Below are 19,804 nucleotides of genomic sequence, written 5' to 3'. Positions count from 1 at the left end.
GATGGTAACAAAGGGTTATAGCTGTCGCACGTCCGGCAGACCGGAGAGAAAATGCGGCCCGAGATAGCGCTGCGGCAATTCGAACTCCTCCGGGTAATCGACTTGTATCAGATAGAGACCGTAGGGGTGCGCCGTCACTCCCCCGCTATGTCGATCGCCGCGCTCGAGCACCTCGCGCGCCCATTCCGGCGGCCGCTCACCCGCACCAATGGTCATCAACACGCCGGCGATGTTACGCACCATATGATGCAGAAAAGCATTGGCGCGAATATCCAGCACGATGAAGCGACCATGCTCGATAAGTTGCAGGTGGTGCACGGTCTTGATCGGTGACTTGGCCTGGCAACGGGTTGCCCGGAAGGCGCTGAAATCATGAGTGCCGACCAGCGCCAGGGCCGCTTCACGCATGCGCGCCACATTCAGCGGCCGATGATTCCAGGTGACTTCCTCGGCCATATGCGCCGGGCGAATCGGATCGTTGTAGATCACGTAGCGGTAGCGTCGCGCGATGGCCGAGAAGCGTGCATGAAAGTGCGCCGGCATCACCTTCGCCCAGGTCACGCTAATGTCACCGGGCAAATTCATGTTGGCGCCCATGATCCACGCGTGCAGCGAACGCTCGACAGTGGTATCGAAATGCACCACCTGACCACTGGAATGCACAGAAGCATCGGTACGCCCTGCGCACAGAATGCTGACCGGGGCACCACCGGCGACCTTGGACAAGGCATTTTCCAGGTGACCCTGGATCGACGGAACATTCGCGCCCTGGCGCTGGAACCCGCGATAACGTGCGCCCTTGTATTCGAGGCCCAGGGCGATTCTGAAAAAGCCAGCGGCCGCCATTTCGGCGGCCGCTACAGGCACTGCATCAGACATTTATCAATCAAACCAACTTGCTAATCATCTCACGAGCTTCTTGCTGCTGGGCGTCACTGCCCTCGGCAACCACTTCTTCGAGAATGTCGCGCGCACCTTCGGTGTCGCCCATGTCTATATAAGCCCGAGCCAGATCCAGCTTGGTCGCAGTTTCATCGGTGCCGGACAGGAAGTCGAAGTCATCATCGCCATCCAGATCACTGGACAGGCTGCTGGCCGGCGCCAGCGGAGCTGCTTGCGGCTCTTCGAAGTCAGCTGACAGCTGATCCAGCTCGGCGGTCACTTCATCCAGCTGCGCAGCGAAGCTGTCGGATGCAACAGCCGGCTGAACCGGAGTTTCGTCTTCGAGCGAGAGATCGAAGTCAGCCGGCAGATCGAGATTGGCAGATGGCGCTTCTTCAGCCAGATCCAGGCTCAGATCGGAAAGATCCTCGGCCGGCTGGTTCAGCGGTGCATCGTCATCGAGGCTCAGCAGGAAATCATCAGCTTCATCGCTGGCTGCCGGAGCCGCCTCATCCAGATCCAGGCTGAAGGCGGACAGATCGTCGGTCGGCTGGGACAGCTCAACCTTGTCATCATCCAGGGCGAGATCGAAGCCCAGATCGTCGTCGGCAGAAGCTGCCGGCGCGGCGGGTTCATCGACCAGACCGAAGTCCAGATCATCATCCAGCGACAACGGCGCTTGCTCAGCCTTGCTCGACTGAACATCGCTCTCCAGATCGGCCTCCAGGTCATCGAGGCTCAGATCGAAGGCATCATCCAGATCAGCGCCGGTGGAAGCAGGCGTTTCTGCGGTCGGTTCATCCAGACTGAGGTCGTCCAGACTGAAGTCGCCCATGTCGTCATCGACGGAGGCAGCGGCAGCTGCGGCACCCACACCTGCGAAGGCTGCGATCGCTGGATACTTGGACTTCAGCAGCTCGGCTTCTGCATTAACACCGCCAATCTCGCGCAGCTCGTTATCCTGACGCGCAAAGCCTTCGCGGTCACCCAGCTCGGCGTAGACTTCCATCAGCTTCAGACGCAGATCGGCGCGGTGCGGCTCGTCATTAATCGCGTTCTGCAGCAGTTCGGCCGCCTGATTGAAGCGCCCGTAAGCAATGTAGATATCAGCCTCGCCCAATGCGTCGCCGGTCTGCGCCGTCACGCGCTCCTCGCCAGCGGCCTGGGCGGCTTGGACAGGCTCGTCGTCGAGACCTGCGAAGCTGTCTTCAGGCATGTCCAGGCCGGAGGCAAACGCCTGTTCCTGAGACAGGTCGTCGGCCAGTTCATCTTGCAGCTCGGACTCTTTCTGGGCGTTGCGGCGCGACAGCGCCATCAGGCCGGCCAACAGAAGCAGAAGCGCCCCACCACCGGCCAGACCCAGCATCATCGGGTTAGCCAGCAGGTCATCAATGAAGCTCTGTGGGGCCGGCGCAGGTGCAGGAGCAGGAGCAGGAGCAGGTGTAGCAGGTTTGGCTGCTTCGGCCGGCTTGACCGGGGCGGCTGGTTCAACGGCAGCAGCCGGCTCACTGGCCGGCTGTTGGGTTGCGGCGGCGCTGTCCTCGACGGGCGCAGCCGGTTCCTCGGAATAGTTGTAGTCAGGCGCTGCCTCCTCAGGCGGCGTAGTCGGCGGCGTGGCCGCCTCCACAGCGGGCGGCGCGGCCTCAGGCGCTGCTGCCGGAGTTTCCGCAGGCGGTTCTTCCGTTGCAGCAGGAGCTGCGGGCGCAGCCGACAGGTCGGCCTGCAACTTGGCCAACTGACTGTCCTTCAGCTCCACCAGACGCTGCAGCTTGTCCAGCTGGCTTTGCAGGTCACTGACACGGCTCTGCAGTTCGGCGTTCTCACGACGAGTCGAATCCAGGCTTTCCTGAGTCACTGCCAGCTTGTCGGCCAATGCCTTGCTGCCATCCGCACCGGTATCGCTACCGCGAGTGGACTGACCTGCTTCAGCAGCGACCAGTTTCAGGCTATCACCCGCCTCAGCAGTCGCCGGCGCAGCGCCCGCTGTGGTGCGGCGAGTGGCATCCAGCTGACGCGAAGCGACAGCACGGCCTTCACGCCAGGCGGCATTCTGCTCGGCAACCTGAGCGATCGCCTCGGCATTGCTGCGGCTGCGAATCTGCTGTTCGTCCGGTAGGCGTAGTACCTGACCGCTCTTCATACGGTTGATATTGCCGCCGATGAAGGCATCCGGATTCAGATCCTGAATGGCCAGCATGACCTGATTGACCGAGCCACCACCGACGCGCTGGGCGATTTCCCAGAGCGTATCGTTGGCAGTGGTTCTGTATTCGTTACCGGCAATGGCGCGCGACGCCGGTGCCGGTGCGGCAGGACGCGGGGCCGGAGCGGGTGCTGCAGTGCGCGACGCAGAAGCGGAAGCAGGCGCCGCAGACGGACGCGGTGCAGGCGCGGCGATAGGCAGTTGCGGCGCAGCGGCTACGGTAGTTTGCGGAGAGTAAAGCGGCGGATCGAGCAGCAGGGTGTATTCACGCAACAAGCGTCCGTTCGGCCAGAGCACTTCAACCAGGAAGTTGAGGTAAGGCTCACGCACGCTCTTGCTCGAGGTGATGCGGATAACGCTCTTGCCGTTGGGCTTCAATACCGGGGTGAACTTGAGGTCGGTCAAAAAGTACTGACGGTCGACGCCAGCTTTGATGAACTCCTCAGGGGACGCGAGGCTGGGAATCACCTCATTGGAAGCAAGGTCGCGTACCTCCAGCAATTCGATTTCCGCTACCAACGGCTGATTCAGCGACGATTGCAGGGTAACCTCACCAAGTCCCAGCGCATGCGCCATACCGGAAGACAGCGCGGAAGCGGCTGCGATTGCCAGCACCAGTTTGCGAACCCGAACCATAGCGTTATCCCTTGTTTTATCTTTTTTCTCAGCATGCGAGAGGGTCTTGAGAACTGCTGCCTGCCTCCGCTCTACGAGCGGCTCCCCATTCAGCAATCAACTCAGCCAGTATTGCCAAGCTAGAAAGATTCTTCAAATTTCTAGGTAAGTATCTTTTACAGATAGTGTTTTATCAATAACTCAGCTATCTGCACAGCATTCAGAGCGGCGCCTTTTCTTACATTATCAGACGCAATCCACAAATTGAGTTGCCGTAGATCGTCCACGCCACGACGGACGCGCCCCACATAGACCTGATCCTGCCCCACCGCATCGCCCACTGCCGTCGGGTAGTCGCCTGCTTCAACCAACTCGATGCCTTGCGCCACCTCGAGCAACTGCTGCACGGCATTGATATCGATATCCGAATCAGCATACACGCCCAGTGCGAGACTATCGCCAAAGAACACCGGCACCAAGGCGCAGGTGGCTGCTACCGGAAGCCCAGGCAGACTCAATAACTGTTGAATCTCGGCCACCAGACGCTTCTCCAACTGAGCATGCCCGTGGTCATCCACCTCGCCGACCTGCGCCAGCAGATTGAACGCGATCTGTCGATCTACCGCCTTCGATTCCAGCGGGCGCCCGTTGAGCAGCTCGGCGGTCTGCCGCGCCAGCTCCTGCACACCGCTACGCCCCAGAGTGGAGATCGACAGCATGGCAGTCACCTGCAGCTGCTGGGGTTGCAGTACAGGCCTCAGCGTCGCCAGCACCAGCGCACAGGCAACCGCCGAAGGCGTCGGCGCACTGACACACCACGGCTTGGTCAATGCCGGCAAACCTGCGGCGCCAAGTTCGGGCAATACGCATGGTGCTTGCTCCAGCGAAAAAGCAGCACTCAGATCGATAACGGAACAACCGGCTGCGACCACGCGCTCATGATGGCTGCGCGTCACGTCAGAGCCCGCAGCAAAGAACGCCAGTTGCACCTGAGTGAAATCGAAGGCATCGAGCGATCTGACCCGCACCTGCCGACCACGGAAAGAAAGACTCTGTCCAGCCGACTCGCTGCTGGCCAGCAGATGCAGATCCTTCACCGGAAACTCACGCTCTTCGAGCAATTCGACCAGCGCTTCGCCGACGTTGCTGGTGGCGCCGATCACGGCGATATTGATGGACTGACTCATGAGCTGACCTACAACACAGAGGGAGCGGCACTGTAACTGCGGCCCATCGCCCAGGCAATCGGCTCCTCCAGAAAACACAAAGCCCCTCTGCCGAGACAGAAGGGCTTTGTTTGATACTGGATGCCGGCTTCGCGCTTAGCGCTCGAGCAGGATCCGCAGCATGCGACGCAGCGGTTCGGCAGCCCCCCACAGCAGTTGGTCACCGACGGTGAACGCCCCCAGGTACTGCGAGCCCATGTTGAGCTTGCGCAGACGGCCGACCGGAACGCTCAGGGTGCCGGTCACGGCAGTCGGGCCGAGGTCACGGATGGAATCTTCGCGGTGGTTCGGCACCAACTTGACCCAGGGATTGTGCTGGCTGATCAGGCCTTCGATGTCAGCCATCGGCACATCCTTGTTCAGCTTGATGGTCAGCGCCTGGCTGTGGCAACGCATGGCACCGATGCGCACGCAAATGCCATCGACCGGGATCGGGTTCTTGAAACGACCGAGAATCTTGTTGGTTTCGGCCTGAGCCTTCCACTCTTCACGGCTCTGCCCGTTCGGCAGTTCCTTGTCGATGTAGGGGATCAGGCTGCCAGCCAGCGGCACACCGAAGTTGTCGACCGGGAAGCCTTCGCCACGCATGGCCTCGGCCACCTTGCGATCGATATCGAGGATGGCGCTGGCCGGGTCGGCCAGTTCATCAGCGACAGCGCCGTTGATTGCGCCCATCTGCTTGATCAGCTCACGCATGTTCTGCGCGCCAGCACCGGAAGCAGCCTGGTAGGTCATGGCACTCATCCACTCCACCAGACCGGCTTCATACAGACCGCCGAGGGCCATCAGCATCAGGCTGACGGTGCAGTTGCCGCCGATGTAGTTCTTGGTGCCGGCGTCCAGCGCCTGGTCAATCACCTTGCGGTTGACGGGGTCGAGCACGATCACCGAGTCGTCATCCATGCGCAGGCTGGAGGCCGCGTCGATCCAGTAGCCCTGCCAGCCGGCTTCACGCAGCTTGGGGAATACTTCATTGGTGTAGTCGCCGCCCTGGCAGGTCAGGATCACGTCCAGGCCCTTGAGGTCGTCAATGCTGTAGGCATCTTTCAGCGCAGCGATGTCCTTGCCAATGGCAGGGCCTTGGCCACCGACATTGGAAGTGGTGAAGAACACCGGCTCGATCAGGTCGAAGTCCCGCTCTTCCAGCATGCGCTGCATGAGCACGGAACCGACCATGCCACGCCAACCGATCAGACCTACACGTTTCATAACGACTACACCTATATAAACAGCCCGCCGGAACCACCCCGGCGGGGCTGGGAAGATTACAGACTACGCAGCGCGGAGGCCACTGCATCACCCATGGCAGCGGTACCGACCTTGGTCTTGCCCTCGGACCAGATGTCACCCGTGCGCAGGCCCTGATCCAGCACCAGGCTCACCGCCTTCTCGATGGCATCGGCGGCAGCGACCTGGCCGAAGCTGTAACGCAGCATCATCGAGACCGAGAGAATGGTGGCCAGCGGGTTGGCGATGCCCTTGCCGGCGATGTCCGGCGCGGAGCCATGGCACGGCTCGTACATGCCCTTGTTGTTGGCGTCCAAGGATGCCGACGGCAGCATGCCGATGGAACCGGTCAGCATCGAAGCTTCGTCGGACAAAATGTCACCAAACATGTTGTCGGTGACCATCACGTCGAATTGCTTGGGTGCGCGTACCAGTTGCATGGCGGCGTTGTCGACGTACATGTGGCTCAGTTCGACGTCCGGGTAATCCTTGGCCACTTCCTCGACCACAGCGCGCCACAGCTGGCTGGACGCCAGGACGTTGGCCTTGTCCACCGAGCACAGCTTCTTGCCACGCACGCGCGCCATGTCGAAACCGACCTTGGCGATGCGGCGGATTTCGCTCTCGCTGTACGGCAGGGTGTCGTACGCCATGCGCTCGCCGTTTTCCAGCACCTTGCTTTCGCGCGGCTGGCCGAAGTAGATGCCGCCGGTCAGCTCACGGACGATGAGGATGTCCAGGCCGGCGACCACTTCCGGCTTGAGGCTGGAGGCCTCGGCCAGCTGCGGATAGAGGATCGCCGGACGCAGGTTGCCGAACAGGCCCAGTTGCGAACGGATCTTCAGCAAGCCGCGCTCGGGGCGAATGGCCGGATCGATGGCGTCCCACTTCGGCCCGCCAACGGCGCCGAGCAGCACGGCATCGGCGGCCTTGGCGCGTGCCAGAGTCTCGTCGGCCAGCGGCACGCCGTAACGGTCGATGGCCGCGCCACCCAGATCATCGAAGCTCAGTTCGAAACCCAGGGCGTACTTGTCATTGGCCAGGTTCAGCACCTTGACCGCCTCGGCCATGATTTCCGGGCCGATACCATCACCTGGGAGAACCAGAATCTGCTTGCTCATTGCATCCTCATCAAACCGTAGGGTGCGCCGTGCGCACCACTTAAATAGTCTTAAATCAGGCGCGCATAGCGCATTCTATCGAACGCCTTACTTGATCGCGCCGAACAGCCAGGGGCTGCTCTGCTGGTGTTTGGCTTCGAAAGCCCTGATCGCGTCCTGATCCTGCAGGGTCAGGCCGATGTCGTCCAGACCATTGAGCAGGCAGTGCTTGCGGAAGGCATCGACCTCGAAGCTGTATTGCACGCCGTCGGGACGGGTCACGGTCTGCGCTTCGAGATCGACGGTCAGTTGATAACCCTCGGTGGCCTCAGCCTGCTCGAACAGCGCATCGACTTCTTCATCCTTGAGGATGATCGGCAGCAAGCCGTTCTTGAAGCTGTTGTTGAAGAAGATGTCGGCGAAGCTCGGCGCGATCACGGTGCGGAAACCGTACTCGTCCAGCGCCCACGGCGCGTGCTCGCGCGAAGAGCCGCAGCCGAAGTTCTCGCGGGCCAGCAGTACGCTGGCGCCCTGGTAGCGCGGGAAGTTGAGCACGAAATCCTTGTTGATCGGGCGCTTGGAGTTGTCCTGGTTCGGCTGGCCAACATCCAGGTAGCGCCACTCGTCAAACAGGTTGGGGCCGAAGCCGGTGCGTTTGATCGACTTCAGAAACTGCTTGGGAATGATCTGGTCGGTGTCGACGTTGGCACGGTCGAGTGGGCAGACCAGGCCGGTGTGTTGGGTAAAGGCTTTCATCATCTAGCTCCTCAGGCCTGGATCAATTCGCGCACGTCGATGAAACGACCGGTAACCGCCGCCGCGGCAGCCATGGCCGGGCTCACCAGGTGGGTACGACCACCGGCGCCCTGACGGCCTTCGAAGTTGCGGTTGGAGGTGGACGCGCAATGCTCGCCACTGCCCAGCTTGTCCGGGTTCATCGCCAGGCACATGGAGCAACCCGGCTCACGCCATTCGAAACCGGCCTCGATGAAAATCTTGTCCAGCCCTTCCGCCTCGGCTTGCGCCTTGACCAGACCGGAGCCCGGCACCACCAGCGCCTGCTTGACGGTCGCGGCGACCTTGCGCCCCTTGGCCACCTCGGCAGCGGCGCGCAGGTCTTCGATGCGCGAGTTGGTGCAGGAACCAATGAACACGCGATCGAGCTGGATATCGGTGATCGGCTGATTGGCGGTGAGGCCCATATATTTCAAGGCGCGGGTGATCGAGTCCTTCTTCACCGGGTCGGCTTCGACGGCCGGGTCCGGCACGTTCTGATCGACGGCCAGAACCATCTCCGGCGAAGTGCCCCAGCTGACCTGTGGCTTGATGTCCTCGGCACGCAGCTCGACCACAGTGTCGAACACCGCATCGGCGTCGGACACCAGGTTCTGCCACTGCGCCACGGCTTTGTCCCAGTCGCTACCCTTGGGCGCGAACGGACGATCCTTGACGTAGGCGATGGTTTTCTCGTCCACCGCCACCAGGCCGACACGGGCGCCGGCCTCAATGGACATGTTGCAGATGGTCATGCGCCCTTCCAGCGACAGGTCGCGAATCGCGCTGCCGGCGAACTCCAGGGCATGGCCATTGCCGCCAGCGGTGCCGATCTTGCCGATCACGGCCAGCACGATGTCCTTGGCGGTAACGCCGAACGGCAGCTTGCCTTCAACGCGCACCTGCATGTTCTTCATTTTCTTGGCGACCAGGCACTGGGTGGCGAGCACGTGCTCGACCTCGGAGGTGCCGATGCCATGGGCCAGGGCACCGAAGGCGCCATGGGTGGAGGTGTGCGAGTCGCCGCAGACCACGGTCATGCCCGGCAAGGTGGCGCCCTGCTCCGGCCCGACCACGTGGACGATACCCTGACGCACGTCGTTCATCTTGAATTCAAGGATGCCGAAGTCATCGCAGTTCTCGTCCAGGGTCTGTACCTGGATGCGCGAGACTTCGTCGGCGATGGCCTCGAGGCCGCCCTGACGCTCGGCCTTGGTGGTCGGCACGTTGTGATCCGGCGTGGCGATGTTGGCGTCGATGCGCCACGGCTTGCGCCCGGCCAGACGCAGGCCTTCGAAAGCCTGCGGTGAGGTCACCTCATGGAGGATGTGACGATCAATGTAGATCAGCGAGGAACCGTCGTCGCGACGTTTCACTTCGTGCATTTCCCAGAGCTTGTCGTAGAGCGTCTTGCCAGTCATCAGCCTTACCTCATCAGCGCCTTTTGAGCACATCCGGAAACTGCCTGCGTTATCACCGCCCGGCGTCAGAAGTGCACCTTTCTATGCCTGGGCGAAAATGGCCCTTCGGCTTATGGGGAGAATGCTATGGCCGGGGACGAAATAACTCAAATTCATATTTTTTATTCAAAGGATTCCGAAGAGGAATGTATGCTCAGCGCATCATTACTTACCGGAGCGCTCCATGGATCTGGCCAACCTCAACGCCTTTATCGCCATCGCCGAAACCGGCAGCTTTTCCGAAGCCGGCGAGCGCCTGCACCTGACCCAGCCTGCCGTAAGCAAGCGCATCGCCGGCCTGGAACAGCAACTGGGCGTGCGCCTGTTCGACCGCCTCGGCCGCGAAATCGGCCTCACCCAGGCAGGCCGCGCCCTGCTGCCGCGTGCTTACCAGATCCTCAACGTACTGGACGATACCCGCCGCGCGCTGACCAACCTGTCGGGTGAAGTCAGCGGCCGCCTGACCCTCGCCACCAGCCACCATATTGGCTTGCATCGCCTGCCTGCCCTGTTGCGCGCCTTTACCCGTACCCACCCGCAAGTGGCGCTGGATATCCAGTTTCTCGATTCGGAAGTGGCGTACGAAGAAGTGCTGCATGGCCGCGCCGAGCTGGCGGTGATTACCCTCGCCCCGGAAACCCGCGAACCGATCCGCGCCGTCGCCGTGTGGGACGATCCGCTGGATTTCGTCGCCGCACCGGAACACCCCCTGGCGCGCAGCCAGGTGATCAGCCTGGCCGATGTGGCGCAGCATCCTGCAGTCTTCCCCGGCGGCAACACTTTCACCCATCACATTGTGCAGCGCCTGTTCGAGGCCCAGGGCCTGACGCCCAATATCGCCATGAGCACCAACTACCTGGAAACCATCAAGATGATGGTCTCCATCGGCCTGGCCTGGAGCGTGCTGCCGCGTACCATGCTCGACGACCAGGTCGCGCGCCTGCCCCTGCCGGACATCCAGCTGACCCGCCAGTTGGGTTACATTCTGCATACCGAACGCACCCTGTCGAATGCCGCACGGGCATTCATGGATCTGCTCGACAGCCAGCGCGATGACCTTGCATAGGCATCCGAACTGAGACTAACGTGGCGACATAACGACAAAAACATATCTGCATACCTCTAACGCCCGCCCCGCGCATCGCGCACTCCAGAGGAAGGTCCGGCCATGGCCAGATCGACTGACCAGACCCCGCCGCTGCCACACATACCGGCGATGGACCCCGCCGAATTTGAGCAGACCTGGCAGGATGCGCCACGTTTGCTGGCCGCGCTGAACGGCGCCCATCTCGGCACCTGGTATTGGGACATTCGCAGTGGTCAGGTGAACTGGTCGCGCGGCGCCCAGGCCCTGTTCGGCCTCGACCCCAATCGCCCGGTCACGCGAGAACTGCACTACATCGAGCTGATCCCCGAAGAGGAGCGCGCCGAAGTCCTGGCGAAATTCGACGCCATCCTCAAGGGCGAACAGATTGGCAACGCCCTGCGCCACCGCATTCGCTGGCCGGACGGCAGCCTGCACTGGCTGGAGATCACCGGCAGCCTGCAACGCGAGGCCGATGGTCGGCCGCGCATGTTCGGCGTGATCCGCGACATCAGCGCCCAGCAGGAGCGTGCCGAAGCCCTGCGCGCCTCCGAGGAACGCTTCGCCAGCCTGTTCCGCCTGAGCCCTGACATCATGATGCTGGTGCGCTACGACAACAGCGAAATTCTCGAAGCCAACCAGCATTTCACCCAGGCCTTCGGCTGGCCCGCCGCGGAAATTCTCGGCCGCAGCACCCTCGACCTCGACCTCTGGGTCCATGCCGAGCAGCGCGACCACCTGCGCCAACAGGCGCCGCTGAGCCGCGAGCCGGTGATTCAGGAAGCACAACTGCGCACCCGTGGTGGCGATATTCTCGATGGCGTACTGTCGAGCCAGTACATAGAACTAAAGGGCGAGCGCCTGGTGCTCTGCACCTTCCTCGATACCAGCGAACGCAAGCGCGCAGAAAACGCCCTGCGCGCCAGTGAGGAAAAGTTCGCCAAGGCCTTCATGCATACGCCCGACGCGGTGGCCATTACTGATCGGGCGACCGGCCGCTTCATCGAGGTCAACCCGAGTTTCGAGCAGCAATTTGGCTGGAGCAGCGCCGAAGCCGTGGGCCGCACCTCACTGGAGCTGGGCATCTGGGTTGACCCCAGCAACCGCCAGCGTATGCTCGACGCCGCGCAGATAGGGCGCCTGAACAACCTCGAGGTACGACTGCTCAGCCGCAACGGCAGCGTCACCAGCAACTTGCTGTTCGGCGGCGAAATCGAGCTCAATGGCACCACCTGCTTAGTCCTCACCGTGCGCAACATCACCGAACAGCGCGCCCAGGAACAGGCCCTTAACGAAAGCAAACAACGCCTGCGCCTGGCCCTGGAATCCGCCGATCTCGGCACCTGGGATTGGCATATCCCCAGCAGCCGGCTGATCGCCAGTGCGCGGGCGTCCCAACTCCAGGGGCTGGAGGCAGCAACCTTCGAAGGCGCCTTCCTCGATTTCTTCTGCAAAGTACCGATGGAGGATCGACACAGCCTGCGCCAGAGCTACCAAAGCCTGGTCGCAGAACGCCGCAGCCACTATCAGATCACCTATCGCGTACAGCTGGAAAATGGCGGCCTGCGCTTTCTCGAAAGCACCGCCAAGCTGCAGTTCGACGATACCGGCCAACCGCAGCGCATGGTCGGCACACTGGTCGATATCAGCGAGCGGCTGCTGCGTGAGCAGCGTCTGCAAGCCTCGGAAGAGAAATTCGCCAAGGCCTTCCACTCCAGCCCGGACGCCATCACTATCACCGAACGCGACACCGCGCGTTACATCGAGGTCAACCAGGGGTTCAGCCGTCTCACCGGCTATGCGCCGGACGAGGTGATCGGCCGCACCGCCTTCGAGCTGAACATCTGGGCCTTCCCCGAAGAACGCGCGCAGATGGTGGAAAAACTGACCCACAACGGCCAGGTGCTGCACATGGAAATGCACGGCCAGCATCGCAACGGCGAGGTGCGTCTGGTCGACGTTTCCGTGCAACCCATCGAGCTCAATGGCGTGCCCTGCCTGCTGCTCACCGCGCGCGATATCAGCGAACTGAAGCAGGCACAGGCGCAGGTACAGCACCTGGCCTACCACGATGCGTTGACCAACCTGCCCAACCGCGCCCTGCTGATGGATCGCCTGACCCAGCAGATCGCCCTGCTCAAGCGCCATGATCTGCGCGGCGCCCTGCTGTTCCTCGACCTCGACCACTTCAAGCACATCAACGACTCGCTCGGCCATCCTGTCGGCGACTCCGTGCTGCGCCTGGTCACTGCGCGCCTGGAGGCCAGTGTGCGTCTGGAGGACACCGTGGCCCGCCTCGGCGGCGACGAATTCGTGGTGCTGCTCTCCGGTCTGGAAGGCAAGCGCTCGGAGGTCACCCGCCACGTTCGCCAGGTCGCCGACAAGCTGCGCCAGCTACTGGCCGAACCGATGCTGCTGGACGGTCACCGCCTGCAGGTGACCCCGAGCATCGGCGTCGCGCTGATTCCCGATCACGGCAATACCCCGGCGGATCTGCTCAAACGCGCCGATATCGCCCTCTACCGCGCCAAGGACTCCGGGCGTAACGCCATCCAGCTGTTTCGCACCACCATGCAGGACGCCGCCAGCGCGCGTCTGCGCCTGGAGAACGATCTGCGTCTGGCCCTGGCGCGCGGCGAGTTCGAACTGCACTTCCAGCCTCAGGTCGATGCTTGTGATGGCAAGGTGGTCGGCGCCGAGGCATTGCTGCGCTGGCAGCATCCGCAGTTGGGCCCACAGTCGCCCGCGCAGTTCATCCAGGTACTCGAAGAGAGCGGGCTGATCGTCGAGGTCGGTGGCTGGGTGTTGGCCGAGGCCTGCCATTTCTGCTCGCGCCTGATGGCAGATGGATTGGTCGACGGCGAACGCTTCAGCCTGTGCGTCAACATCAGCCCGCGACAATTTCGCCAGCATGACTTCGTCGACCGGGTCGCCAGCAGCCTGCGCAACAGCCAGCTACCCAACGCCATGCTCAAACTGGAGATCACCGAAGGCATCGTCATTCAGAATATTGATGACACCGTCGGCAAGATGTTGCGCCTGAAAAAGCACGGCGTCAGCTTCGCCATGGACGACTTCGGCACGGGTTACAGCTCGCTGACCTATCTCAAGCGCCTGCCGGTGGACATGCTGAAGATCGATCAGTCCTTCGTGCGTGACGCCACCCACGATCCCAACGATGCCGAGATCATCCGGGCCATCGTCGCCATGGCGCGCAGCCTGGGCCTGGCACTGATCGCCGAGGGTGTGGAGCAGCAGGACCAACTGGACTTTCTACAAGCGCAGGGTTGCCACCTCTATCAGGGCTACCTGTTCAGCAAACCGCTACCGCTGGAGGCCTTTCGTGAACTACTGGAAAGGCAGCGAGCGTAACCTGTCAGCCCCCTACCGAGGAGGCAGCCGCAGCCAGACTGTCGCTTGAAACGAAGAAGGCGCCCCGTGGGGCGCCTTCTTCGTTCATGCATCAGCGGCTCAGTTTTCCAGCGCAGGACGCTGGCTACCGATAGGAATACGCTTGGCCTTGGCCTCTTCCGGCACAATGCGTTCCAGCTCGACATGCAGCAGACCATTGACCAGATTGGCGCCCTTGACCTCGATATGGTCAGCCAGGCGGAAGGACAGCTTGAACGCGCGCTGGGCGATGCCCTGATGCAGGTAGCTGATGTTTTCAGCGCTGCGATCACGCTTGTTGCCGACCACGGTCAGCACGTCACGCTCGACCTGCAACTCCAGGTCATCTTCCTCGAAGCCGGCAGCCGCGACCACGATGCGGTAGTGGTCCTCGCCATGCTTCTCGACGTTGTAGGGCGGGTAGGAACTGCCAGCGTCATTGCTGCGCAGGGCAGATTCGAAAAGATCGTTGAAACGGTCGAAACCGACGGACTGGCGAAACAGTGGGGCCAGGGACAGTACGTTACTCATGAGTATTCTCCTGAAAATTTCAGCAAGGTTCATATCGCGGAACCCGACTTCGGCATCCCGCGGTCACTTATCTGAGGTCAGGTGGAGAATTTTCAAGCATCTGAAAAAAACGTTTACACAACACGGCGTTGCACATCCATTGTGCAACGCTCCCTAGGCAGACGGCACCGCTCATGTAGGAGCCGCGCCCCGCGGCGAAGCGACAGAGCCTCTTCAAAGCAAGAGCTTCGCCCCGAGGCGGGGCTCCTACGGAGATAGCGCAAGCAGCTGATCGATACGCTCGCAATCCTGCTCGCGGCGCACCTCGGCAAACAGCGCAACGGCCTCCGGGTAGGTGCGCGTGAGCATCGCCAACCATTGCTTCAGGCGCCCCGGCGCGTAGCGCGGCGCCAGCTTGCGCCGTGCCTGCTGCCAGAAGTCGAGCAACAGCGGCTGCAATTCGGCCCAGCTCATGTCCTCGGGCTCCTCACCAGCCCTGACGGCAGCGATCTGCCGCGCCAGCCCTGGCCGAGAAACCAGGCCGCGCCCCAGCATGATGTCATCCACACCGCTGATCTCACGGCAGCGGCGCCAGTCGTCCAGCGTCCACACCTCGCCGTTGGCGAACACCGGCACGCCGACCACCTCCTGCACCCGCGCCACCCACTCCCAGTGCGCCGGCGGCTTGTAGCCCTCGACCTTGGTGCGCGCATGCACGACGATCTGGCTCGCTCCGCCTTCGGCCAGTGCGCGCGCACAGTCAAGCGCGCCCTCCTTGCCTTCGAAGCCCAGGCGCATCTTCGCCGTGACCGGAATCTCCGCCGGCACCGTGCGCCGCACTTCGCGGACGATGGCATGCAACAGTTCCGGCTCCTTGAGCAGCACCGCGCCGCCACGCGACTTGTTCACCGTTTTGGCCGGGCAACCGAAGTTAAGGTCGATCACAGGAGCGCCGAGCGTGCAGGCGAAGGCGGCGTTGTCCGCCAGGCACTGCGGATCGGAGCCGAGAAACTGTACGCGCATCGGCGTACCGGCCCGGGTGCGTGAGCCGTTGAACAACTCGGGGGCCAGCTTGTGATAGGTGGCAGCCGGCAACAGCCGCTCGCTGACGCGAATGAACTCGGTGACGCACCAGTCGATACCGCCGATGCGGGTTAGCACGTCGCGCAGAATCTCGTCGACCAGCCCCTCCATGGGCGCCAGGGCGATTTGCATGAGGTTGTCCGGAAAAATGGGGCGCTTAGTTTAAGGGGTCGCACGCGCCGCACAAGATGGGCGACACTGCCGCTGACGCCAAACGGAGGCTTTACCATGCGCCTGATCGCACCCGCCTTGCTCGGCCTGTTCTGCATGGCCGCCCAAGCCAGCGATATCCCGCCCAGTGCTACTGAGCCGGCCCCCACCGATCCAGTGGCCGATGCACCGGCCCGGCTCATTTTCAGTCGCGACAACAACGCGCCGAATGCCTGCGATGTGGAGCTCTACGCCAACCAGCAGGTAGTGGCGAAACTCGGTCCCGGCGAGCAAACCAGCCTGGACCTGCCCAGCGGCGAACTGGGCGTCGCCGTGGCCATGTCGCCAGATGGCTATTGCGGCGGCCGTGGACCGGATGTGGCGCAGTCCGTCATCCTGCGCCCCGGTGAAACCCGCCAGTTCGCCATCATGGTCGAGCCGGAGCAGGTATTTCTCGCGCCGTTGATCGACTGAGCGGCCTTACAGCTCCAACGGATAGGGCTGCATCAGCGCCTTGCCATAACCTTCGACGAATTCCTCCGGCATGCGCTTCGGGCGCCCGCTGGACAGCTCAATGCAGACAAAGGTGGTCTTGGCGCGCAACAAGGTGGCGCCATCTTCCGGGCGCACCAGCTGGAAGCGCCGATCCATCTTCAGACGCTGGTCGGACTCGACGATCCAGGTCGCCATCTGCAGATGCTGCCCTTCGTAGGCGCTGGCCAGATAGTCGATCTCGTGACGCACCACCGCCATGGCCCGATCCAGACGGCGATACTCGACCAGGTCCAGCCCCAGGAACTGCGAATGCCGCCAGGCGCAGCGCTCCAGCCAACTGACATACACCGCGTTGTTGGCATGGCCAAGGCCGTCGATGTCCTCTGCGCTCACTTCGATATCGATGACGAAGGGGCTGGGCAACTCCCAGTTCATGACTGTACCTCCAGGTATGCAGCCTGCATACGGCAAGCTGGGTGATCCGATTCAAGAACATGGCCGCCTGCATCCTCGGCGACCGTTCGGCCGGGTGTCGCATGATACGCCGCACAGCCCGTCCATGCAGTGCCGAGCTTTCATCGCGCCATCACCGCGCGCCATAATGCAGCGCACTCGCCTGAGAGCCCGAGAACGAGCAATTGACTGCCATCCTGCGCCTATTGATGCTTCTACTGCTGCCAGCGCTGAGCTGAGCAGAAAGCCTGCCGCTGCCGATTGGTCAGACGCAGACACTGCCAGGCCCCTTTATGCACGTCTGGGAGGACCCGGATGGCCAGGCCGACCTCATCGATGTCCGCGCACTACCCGACTCCGCCTGGCGGGCCGTCGCCCGGCGCGATGCCAGCTTCGGCTACAGCGGCAGCACCTATTGGCTGCGCCTGGATGTACACAATCCGCATAATCGCTCGCTTGGCTGGGTTCTACTGATCAGCAATCCCTTGCTGGATCAACTCGACGCCTACGGCCTGGACGGCAAGCGCATCTACCGCGCCGGTGACCAGCGTCCCTTTGACTGGCGCTGGGTCGAACACCGGCAACTGGTACTCCCCCTCGACCTGGAGTCCGGCGAGCAGCAGCGCATCTGGCTGCGCATGCAAACCGACGGCTCGGCCAACCTCAGCGCCAGCCTGATGACCCGCGATGCCTTCGACCACCAGGAACAGAGCAGCCTGTTACTGCAGGGCATGTTCTTCGGCGCCCTGATGGCAATGCTGATCTACAGCCTGAGCATTTTCTGCATCACCCGAGACCGCAACTACCTTTGGTACAGCCTGTTCGTCGCCAGCTTCAGTCTCTACCAGTTCATCCAGCTCGGCTTCGCCCTGCAATGGTTGTGGCCCAACGCGCTGGCCTGGCATCAACTGAGCTTCCCGCTCAGCTCGGCACTGGCGACATGGTTCGGCATTCAATTCACCTACGGCGTGCTGGATCTGGACAAGGCCGCCAGGCCTTATCGCTGGGTCGCCAATACGCTCAAGGCCTGCGCCTGGTTGGTCCTGGGCATGGCGTTGTTTGGCCTGTACGCACCCGCCCTGATCGGCAGCTTCGTACTGGTGACCGCCTGCGCACTGGCCGCCTTCGTCATTACCCTGCTGCGCTGGCGCGGCGGTTACGCAGCCGCGCGCCTGTTCGCCCTGGGCTGGTTCGTGCTGATCGCCGCCAGCCTTGCCAGCATCCTCACCGGCACCGGACTGCTGCCCTACTCGCTGCTGACCCTGCATGCCCAGCAGATTGGCGGCCTGATCGAGATGACGGTGTTCTCCATCGCCCTGGCCTCGCGCATCCGCCAGGTGCAGCAAGCCGAACGCCAGGCTCAGGCCAAGCTGATCGACCAGGAGCGCCGCCTGCGCAGCGAACAGACCAAGCACCTGGAACTGCAAACGCAGATCAGCGAAAGCCTGGAACAGCGCGTACAGGAGCGCACCGCGACGCTGCAGGACACCCTGCAGCAACTGTCCAACGCCAACCTGCGCCTGGCGGAATTGAATCGCCGTGACGGACTCACCGGCCTGTTCAATCGCCAGACACTCAGCGAAGAACTGGCGCGCGCCTGCGCCCGCGCCCTGCGCAGCCGACAGTCACTGGCAGTCCTGATGCTGGATCTGGATCACTTCAAGCAGGTCAATGACCGCTACGGCCATCTCGCCGGCGATGCCTGCCTGCGCCATGCAGCCCAGCGCATCCAGCAGCGCCTGCGCAGCAGCGACTTGCTGGCACGCTTCGGCGGCGAAGAATTCGTCATCTTACTCGACAGCACCGATCTCACCGGCGCACTCGACCTGGCCGAACAACTGCGCGAAGAGCTCGCGCTCAATCCCTGCCTCTACCAACAACAGTCGATAGCGCTGAGCCTGAGCATCGGCCTGCATGCCGGCGTACCGAGCGAGCCGGACTGCGGCGAGCACTGGCTGGAACTGGCAGACCGTGCCCTGTATCGCGCCAAGGCAAGCGGTCGTAACCGCGTGGTCAGTTACGAAGCCAACGCCTTCAACGACGCCTGAGGCACTTGCTCCAGCAACTCGAGTACGGCCTGCAGAAGCACCGGATCGCTCAGCAAACGCTGATGCCCACCCGCTGGCAGACGCAGCAGCTGACTGTCGAACCAGGCCTTGTGGACAGATCGGCTTCGCCCACCGGTACCACCGGATCGTCCTCGGCATGCACGATCAGGCCCGGCAGATCCAGCTGATAACGCTGCACATCGAGATGCGCCGCGGGGATGCCCGCCGTCGTTTCAACGGCGCGAACGAAATGCGCTCGTGCCTCGGCCGGCAGCCCCATGAATCGAGCGAAACCGCGCAACAATCCGAGGATGCAGCTCGGCGCGGCAACGGTCACCAGCGTCTCGCAGCGCAAGCCCATTTGTGTGGCCAGCAGCGCACTGGCGCCGCCCATCGAGTGACCGATCACGGCCAGCAGCGCCGGCAACTCGCTGGCGGCCTCGAGCAATGCACGCGCAAACAGCACCACATTGGCTTCTCGTCCAGGTGAACGACCATGAGCAGGCGCATCCAGTGCGATGACGCCATAGCCTGCGTCGACCAGACCGCGGATCAACAACGCAAACTGGGTTGGTCGCCCCTCCCAGCCATGCATCAGCAGCACTGTCGAGCCGCGTCGAGGATTACGAAGCGCTGCTGCCGTGGAACTGCTCACCAACGACTGCATCCTGACCCGCTAACCCTGCTGACAGTAGGTGGGGTTTATGGAGCGCTTAGTGCGCCAGTTAAAGCTGGCGAAGGATAGTCGATGAAAGTTCGATACTGGTAAGAAATGGCGAATCAACCAGACCCCGAGTCATGCATGTTGCACCGCGAGGTGCAGGGTGAAGCGTTGACAGGGGAAACCGATGGGCCAGCCATTGAGCCGCGAAATCACAAGTTCGGGATGCCGATGCTGTTAAGCGAAGCAGAAGGCAACACGGAGCATGGCGTTTTACGCCAGTCATGCACTGATCCCGCGCGGTCGGAGACCCTCTGCACGTCGGGAAGTCCTTCGCACAGAAACTGGGAGATCTCAGCGGCGCCCGGTGCGCAACCACCGGGCGGAGCAGGAAAGGCCAAAAGCTGTAACCCTGCTGTCTACGCCGCCGAGAAGTCGGATAC

15 protein-coding genes and 1 pseudogene are annotated in these 19,804 nt (G+C 62.4%); 5 read left to right on the top strand and 11 right to left on the bottom strand.

The genetic code is table 11. The features are described from left to right. Positions 1–15: 15 nt before the first annotated feature. From truA to leuC, 7 genes are all read right to left on the bottom strand, one after another. Positions 16–879 carry a tRNA pseudouridine(38-40) synthase TruA gene (truA, locus tag DBO86_RS04390; RefSeq protein ID WP_003461110.1) on the bottom strand — a complete coding sequence of 288 codons (864 nt, stop codon included), beginning with the start codon at positions 877–879 and terminating at the stop codon, positions 16–18. 7 nt (positions 880–886) lie between these two features. Next, positions 887–3,721 carry a motility hub landmark protein FimV gene (locus tag DBO86_RS04385; protein ID WP_108233071.1) on the bottom strand — a complete coding sequence of 945 codons (2,835 nt, stop codon included), beginning with the start codon at positions 3,719–3,721 and terminating at the stop codon, positions 887–889. Between the two features lie 155 nt (positions 3,722–3,876). Continuing rightward, a complete protein-coding gene (locus DBO86_RS04380) occupies positions 3,877–4,887 on the bottom strand; it encodes an aspartate-semialdehyde dehydrogenase (RefSeq protein ID WP_108233070.1) in 1,011 nt (336 codons plus the stop codon). Positions 4,888–5,022: 135 nt separating this feature from the next. After that, positions 5,023–6,135, bottom strand: a complete 1,113-nt coding sequence (gene asd, locus DBO86_RS04375) for an aspartate-semialdehyde dehydrogenase (protein WP_003461106.1) — start codon at positions 6,133–6,135, stop codon at positions 5,023–5,025. Between the two features lie 56 nt (positions 6,136–6,191). Next, the gene (leuB, locus tag DBO86_RS04370) at positions 6,192–7,274 is read right to left on the bottom strand and encodes a 3-isopropylmalate dehydrogenase (RefSeq protein WP_041978574.1); all 1,083 of its coding nucleotides are present in this window, start codon (positions 7,272–7,274) and stop codon (positions 6,192–6,194) included. A gap of 87 nt (positions 7,275–7,361) precedes the next feature. After that, positions 7,362–8,009 (bottom strand): 3-isopropylmalate dehydratase small subunit, encoded by a 648-nt coding sequence (leuD, locus tag DBO86_RS04365; RefSeq protein WP_108233069.1) that lies wholly within the window; start codon positions 8,007–8,009, stop codon positions 7,362–7,364. Between the two features lie 11 nt (positions 8,010–8,020). Then, on the bottom strand, positions 8,021–9,448 hold the full coding sequence (leuC, locus tag DBO86_RS04360; RefSeq protein WP_108233068.1) for a 3-isopropylmalate dehydratase large subunit: 1,428 nt from the start codon (positions 9,446–9,448) through the stop codon (positions 8,021–8,023). Between the two features lie 223 nt (positions 9,449–9,671). On the opposite strand from leuC, the gene DBO86_RS04355 reads away from it, so the two are divergent. Both DBO86_RS04355 and DBO86_RS04350 read left to right on the top strand, forming a co-directional pair. Next, complete coding sequence (locus DBO86_RS04355; RefSeq protein ID WP_108233067.1) at positions 9,672–10,553, top strand: LysR family transcriptional regulator; 882 nt, start codon at positions 9,672–9,674, stop codon at positions 10,551–10,553. 102 nt (positions 10,554–10,655) lie between these two features. Beyond that, entirely contained in the window at positions 10,656–13,943 is a 3,288-nt protein-coding gene (locus DBO86_RS04350) for a sensor domain-containing protein (protein ID WP_108233066.1), read from the top strand. 99 nt (positions 13,944–14,042) lie between these two features. Here the strand turns inward: DBO86_RS04350 and DBO86_RS04345 are convergent, their stop codons facing one another. Both DBO86_RS04345 and DBO86_RS04340 read right to left on the bottom strand, forming a co-directional pair. Beyond that, complete coding sequence (locus tag DBO86_RS04345; RefSeq protein WP_003461095.1) at positions 14,043–14,492, bottom strand: Hsp20 family protein; 450 nt, start codon at positions 14,490–14,492, stop codon at positions 14,043–14,045. Positions 14,493–14,738: 246 nt separating this feature from the next. Continuing rightward, positions 14,739–15,686: a tRNA dihydrouridine synthase gene (locus DBO86_RS04340; protein ID WP_108233065.1), complete on the bottom strand. Its 948-nt coding sequence runs from the start codon at positions 15,684–15,686 to the stop codon at positions 14,739–14,741. A 96-nt stretch (positions 15,687–15,782) separates the two neighbouring features. Here DBO86_RS04340 and DBO86_RS04335 point away from each other — a divergent pair, with 96 nt between their 5' ends. After that, the gene (locus DBO86_RS04335; protein WP_104726984.1) at positions 15,783–16,178 is read left to right on the top strand and encodes a hypothetical protein; all 396 of its coding nucleotides are present in this window, start codon (positions 15,783–15,785) and stop codon (positions 16,176–16,178) included. 6 nt (positions 16,179–16,184) lie between these two features. Here the strand turns inward: DBO86_RS04335 and DBO86_RS04330 are convergent, their stop codons facing one another. Beyond that, on the bottom strand, positions 16,185–16,634 hold the full coding sequence (locus tag DBO86_RS04330; RefSeq protein WP_084341169.1) for an acyl-CoA thioesterase: 450 nt from the start codon (positions 16,632–16,634) through the stop codon (positions 16,185–16,187). 311 nt (positions 16,635–16,945) lie between these two features. Between DBO86_RS04330 and DBO86_RS04325 the strand changes: the two genes are divergently transcribed. Then, a complete protein-coding gene (locus DBO86_RS04325; protein ID WP_244185510.1) occupies positions 16,946–18,700 on the top strand; it encodes a sensor domain-containing diguanylate cyclase in 1,755 nt (584 codons plus the stop codon). Here DBO86_RS04325 and DBO86_RS04320 read toward each other — a convergent pair. After that, positions 18,670–19,316, bottom strand: a pseudogene (locus DBO86_RS04320) (alpha/beta hydrolase); the annotation flags it as partial. The gene DBO86_RS04325 and the pseudogene DBO86_RS04320 overlap by 31 nt on opposite strands. A 186-nt stretch (positions 19,317–19,502) precedes the next feature. On the opposite strand from DBO86_RS04320, the gene DBO86_RS04315 reads away from it, so the two are divergent. Then, positions 19,503–19,804: hypothetical protein (locus tag DBO86_RS04315; protein ID WP_482764203.1), on the top strand; the 302-nt coding region annotated here is incomplete at its 3' end.

This window comes from Ectopseudomonas oleovorans (assembly GCF_003052605.1).
Lineage (GTDB): Bacteria > Pseudomonadota > Gammaproteobacteria > Pseudomonadales > Pseudomonadaceae > Aquipseudomonas > Aquipseudomonas oleovorans_A.
Note: the sequence above shows the minus strand (reverse complement) of the source record. Positions and strands in the feature narration are given on the sequence as shown.

Bases quoted from the DNA above. Each gene is read 5' to 3' on its own strand.
- truA (WP_003461110.1), bottom strand. From the start codon at position 879: ATGTCTGATGCAGTGCCTGTAGCGGCCGCCGAAATGGCGGCCGCTGGC.
- DBO86_RS04385 (WP_108233071.1), bottom strand. From the start codon at position 3,721: ATGGTTCGGGTTCGCAAACTGGTGCTGGCAATCGCAGCCGCTTCCGCG.
- DBO86_RS04380 (WP_108233070.1), bottom strand. From the start codon at position 4,887: ATGAGTCAGTCCATCAATATCGCCGTGATCGGCGCCACCAGCAACGTC.
- asd (WP_003461106.1), bottom strand. From the start codon at position 6,135: ATGAAACGTGTAGGTCTGATCGGTTGGCGTGGCATGGTCGGTTCCGTG.
- leuB (WP_041978574.1), bottom strand. From the start codon at position 7,274: ATGAGCAAGCAGATTCTGGTTCTCCCAGGTGATGGTATCGGCCCGGAA.
- leuD (WP_108233069.1), bottom strand. From the start codon at position 8,009: ATGAAAGCCTTTACCCAACACACCGGCCTGGTCTGCCCACTCGACCGT.
- leuC (WP_108233068.1), bottom strand. From the start codon at position 9,448: ATGACTGGCAAGACGCTCTACGACAAGCTCTGGGAAATGCACGAAGTG.
- DBO86_RS04355 (WP_108233067.1), top strand. From the start codon at position 9,672: ATGGATCTGGCCAACCTCAACGCCTTTATCGCCATCGCCGAAACCGGC.
- DBO86_RS04350 (WP_108233066.1), top strand. From the start codon at position 10,656: ATGGCCAGATCGACTGACCAGACCCCGCCGCTGCCACACATACCGGCG.
- DBO86_RS04345 (WP_003461095.1), bottom strand. From the start codon at position 14,492: ATGAGTAACGTACTGTCCCTGGCCCCACTGTTTCGCCAGTCCGTCGGT.
- DBO86_RS04340 (WP_108233065.1), bottom strand. From the start codon at position 15,686: ATGCAAATCGCCCTGGCGCCCATGGAGGGGCTGGTCGACGAGATTCTG.
- DBO86_RS04335 (WP_104726984.1), top strand. From the start codon at position 15,783: ATGCGCCTGATCGCACCCGCCTTGCTCGGCCTGTTCTGCATGGCCGCC.
- DBO86_RS04330 (WP_084341169.1), bottom strand. From the start codon at position 16,634: ATGAACTGGGAGTTGCCCAGCCCCTTCGTCATCGATATCGAAGTGAGC.
- DBO86_RS04325 (WP_244185510.1), top strand. From the start codon at position 16,946: ATGCACGTCTGGGAGGACCCGGATGGCCAGGCCGACCTCATCGATGTC.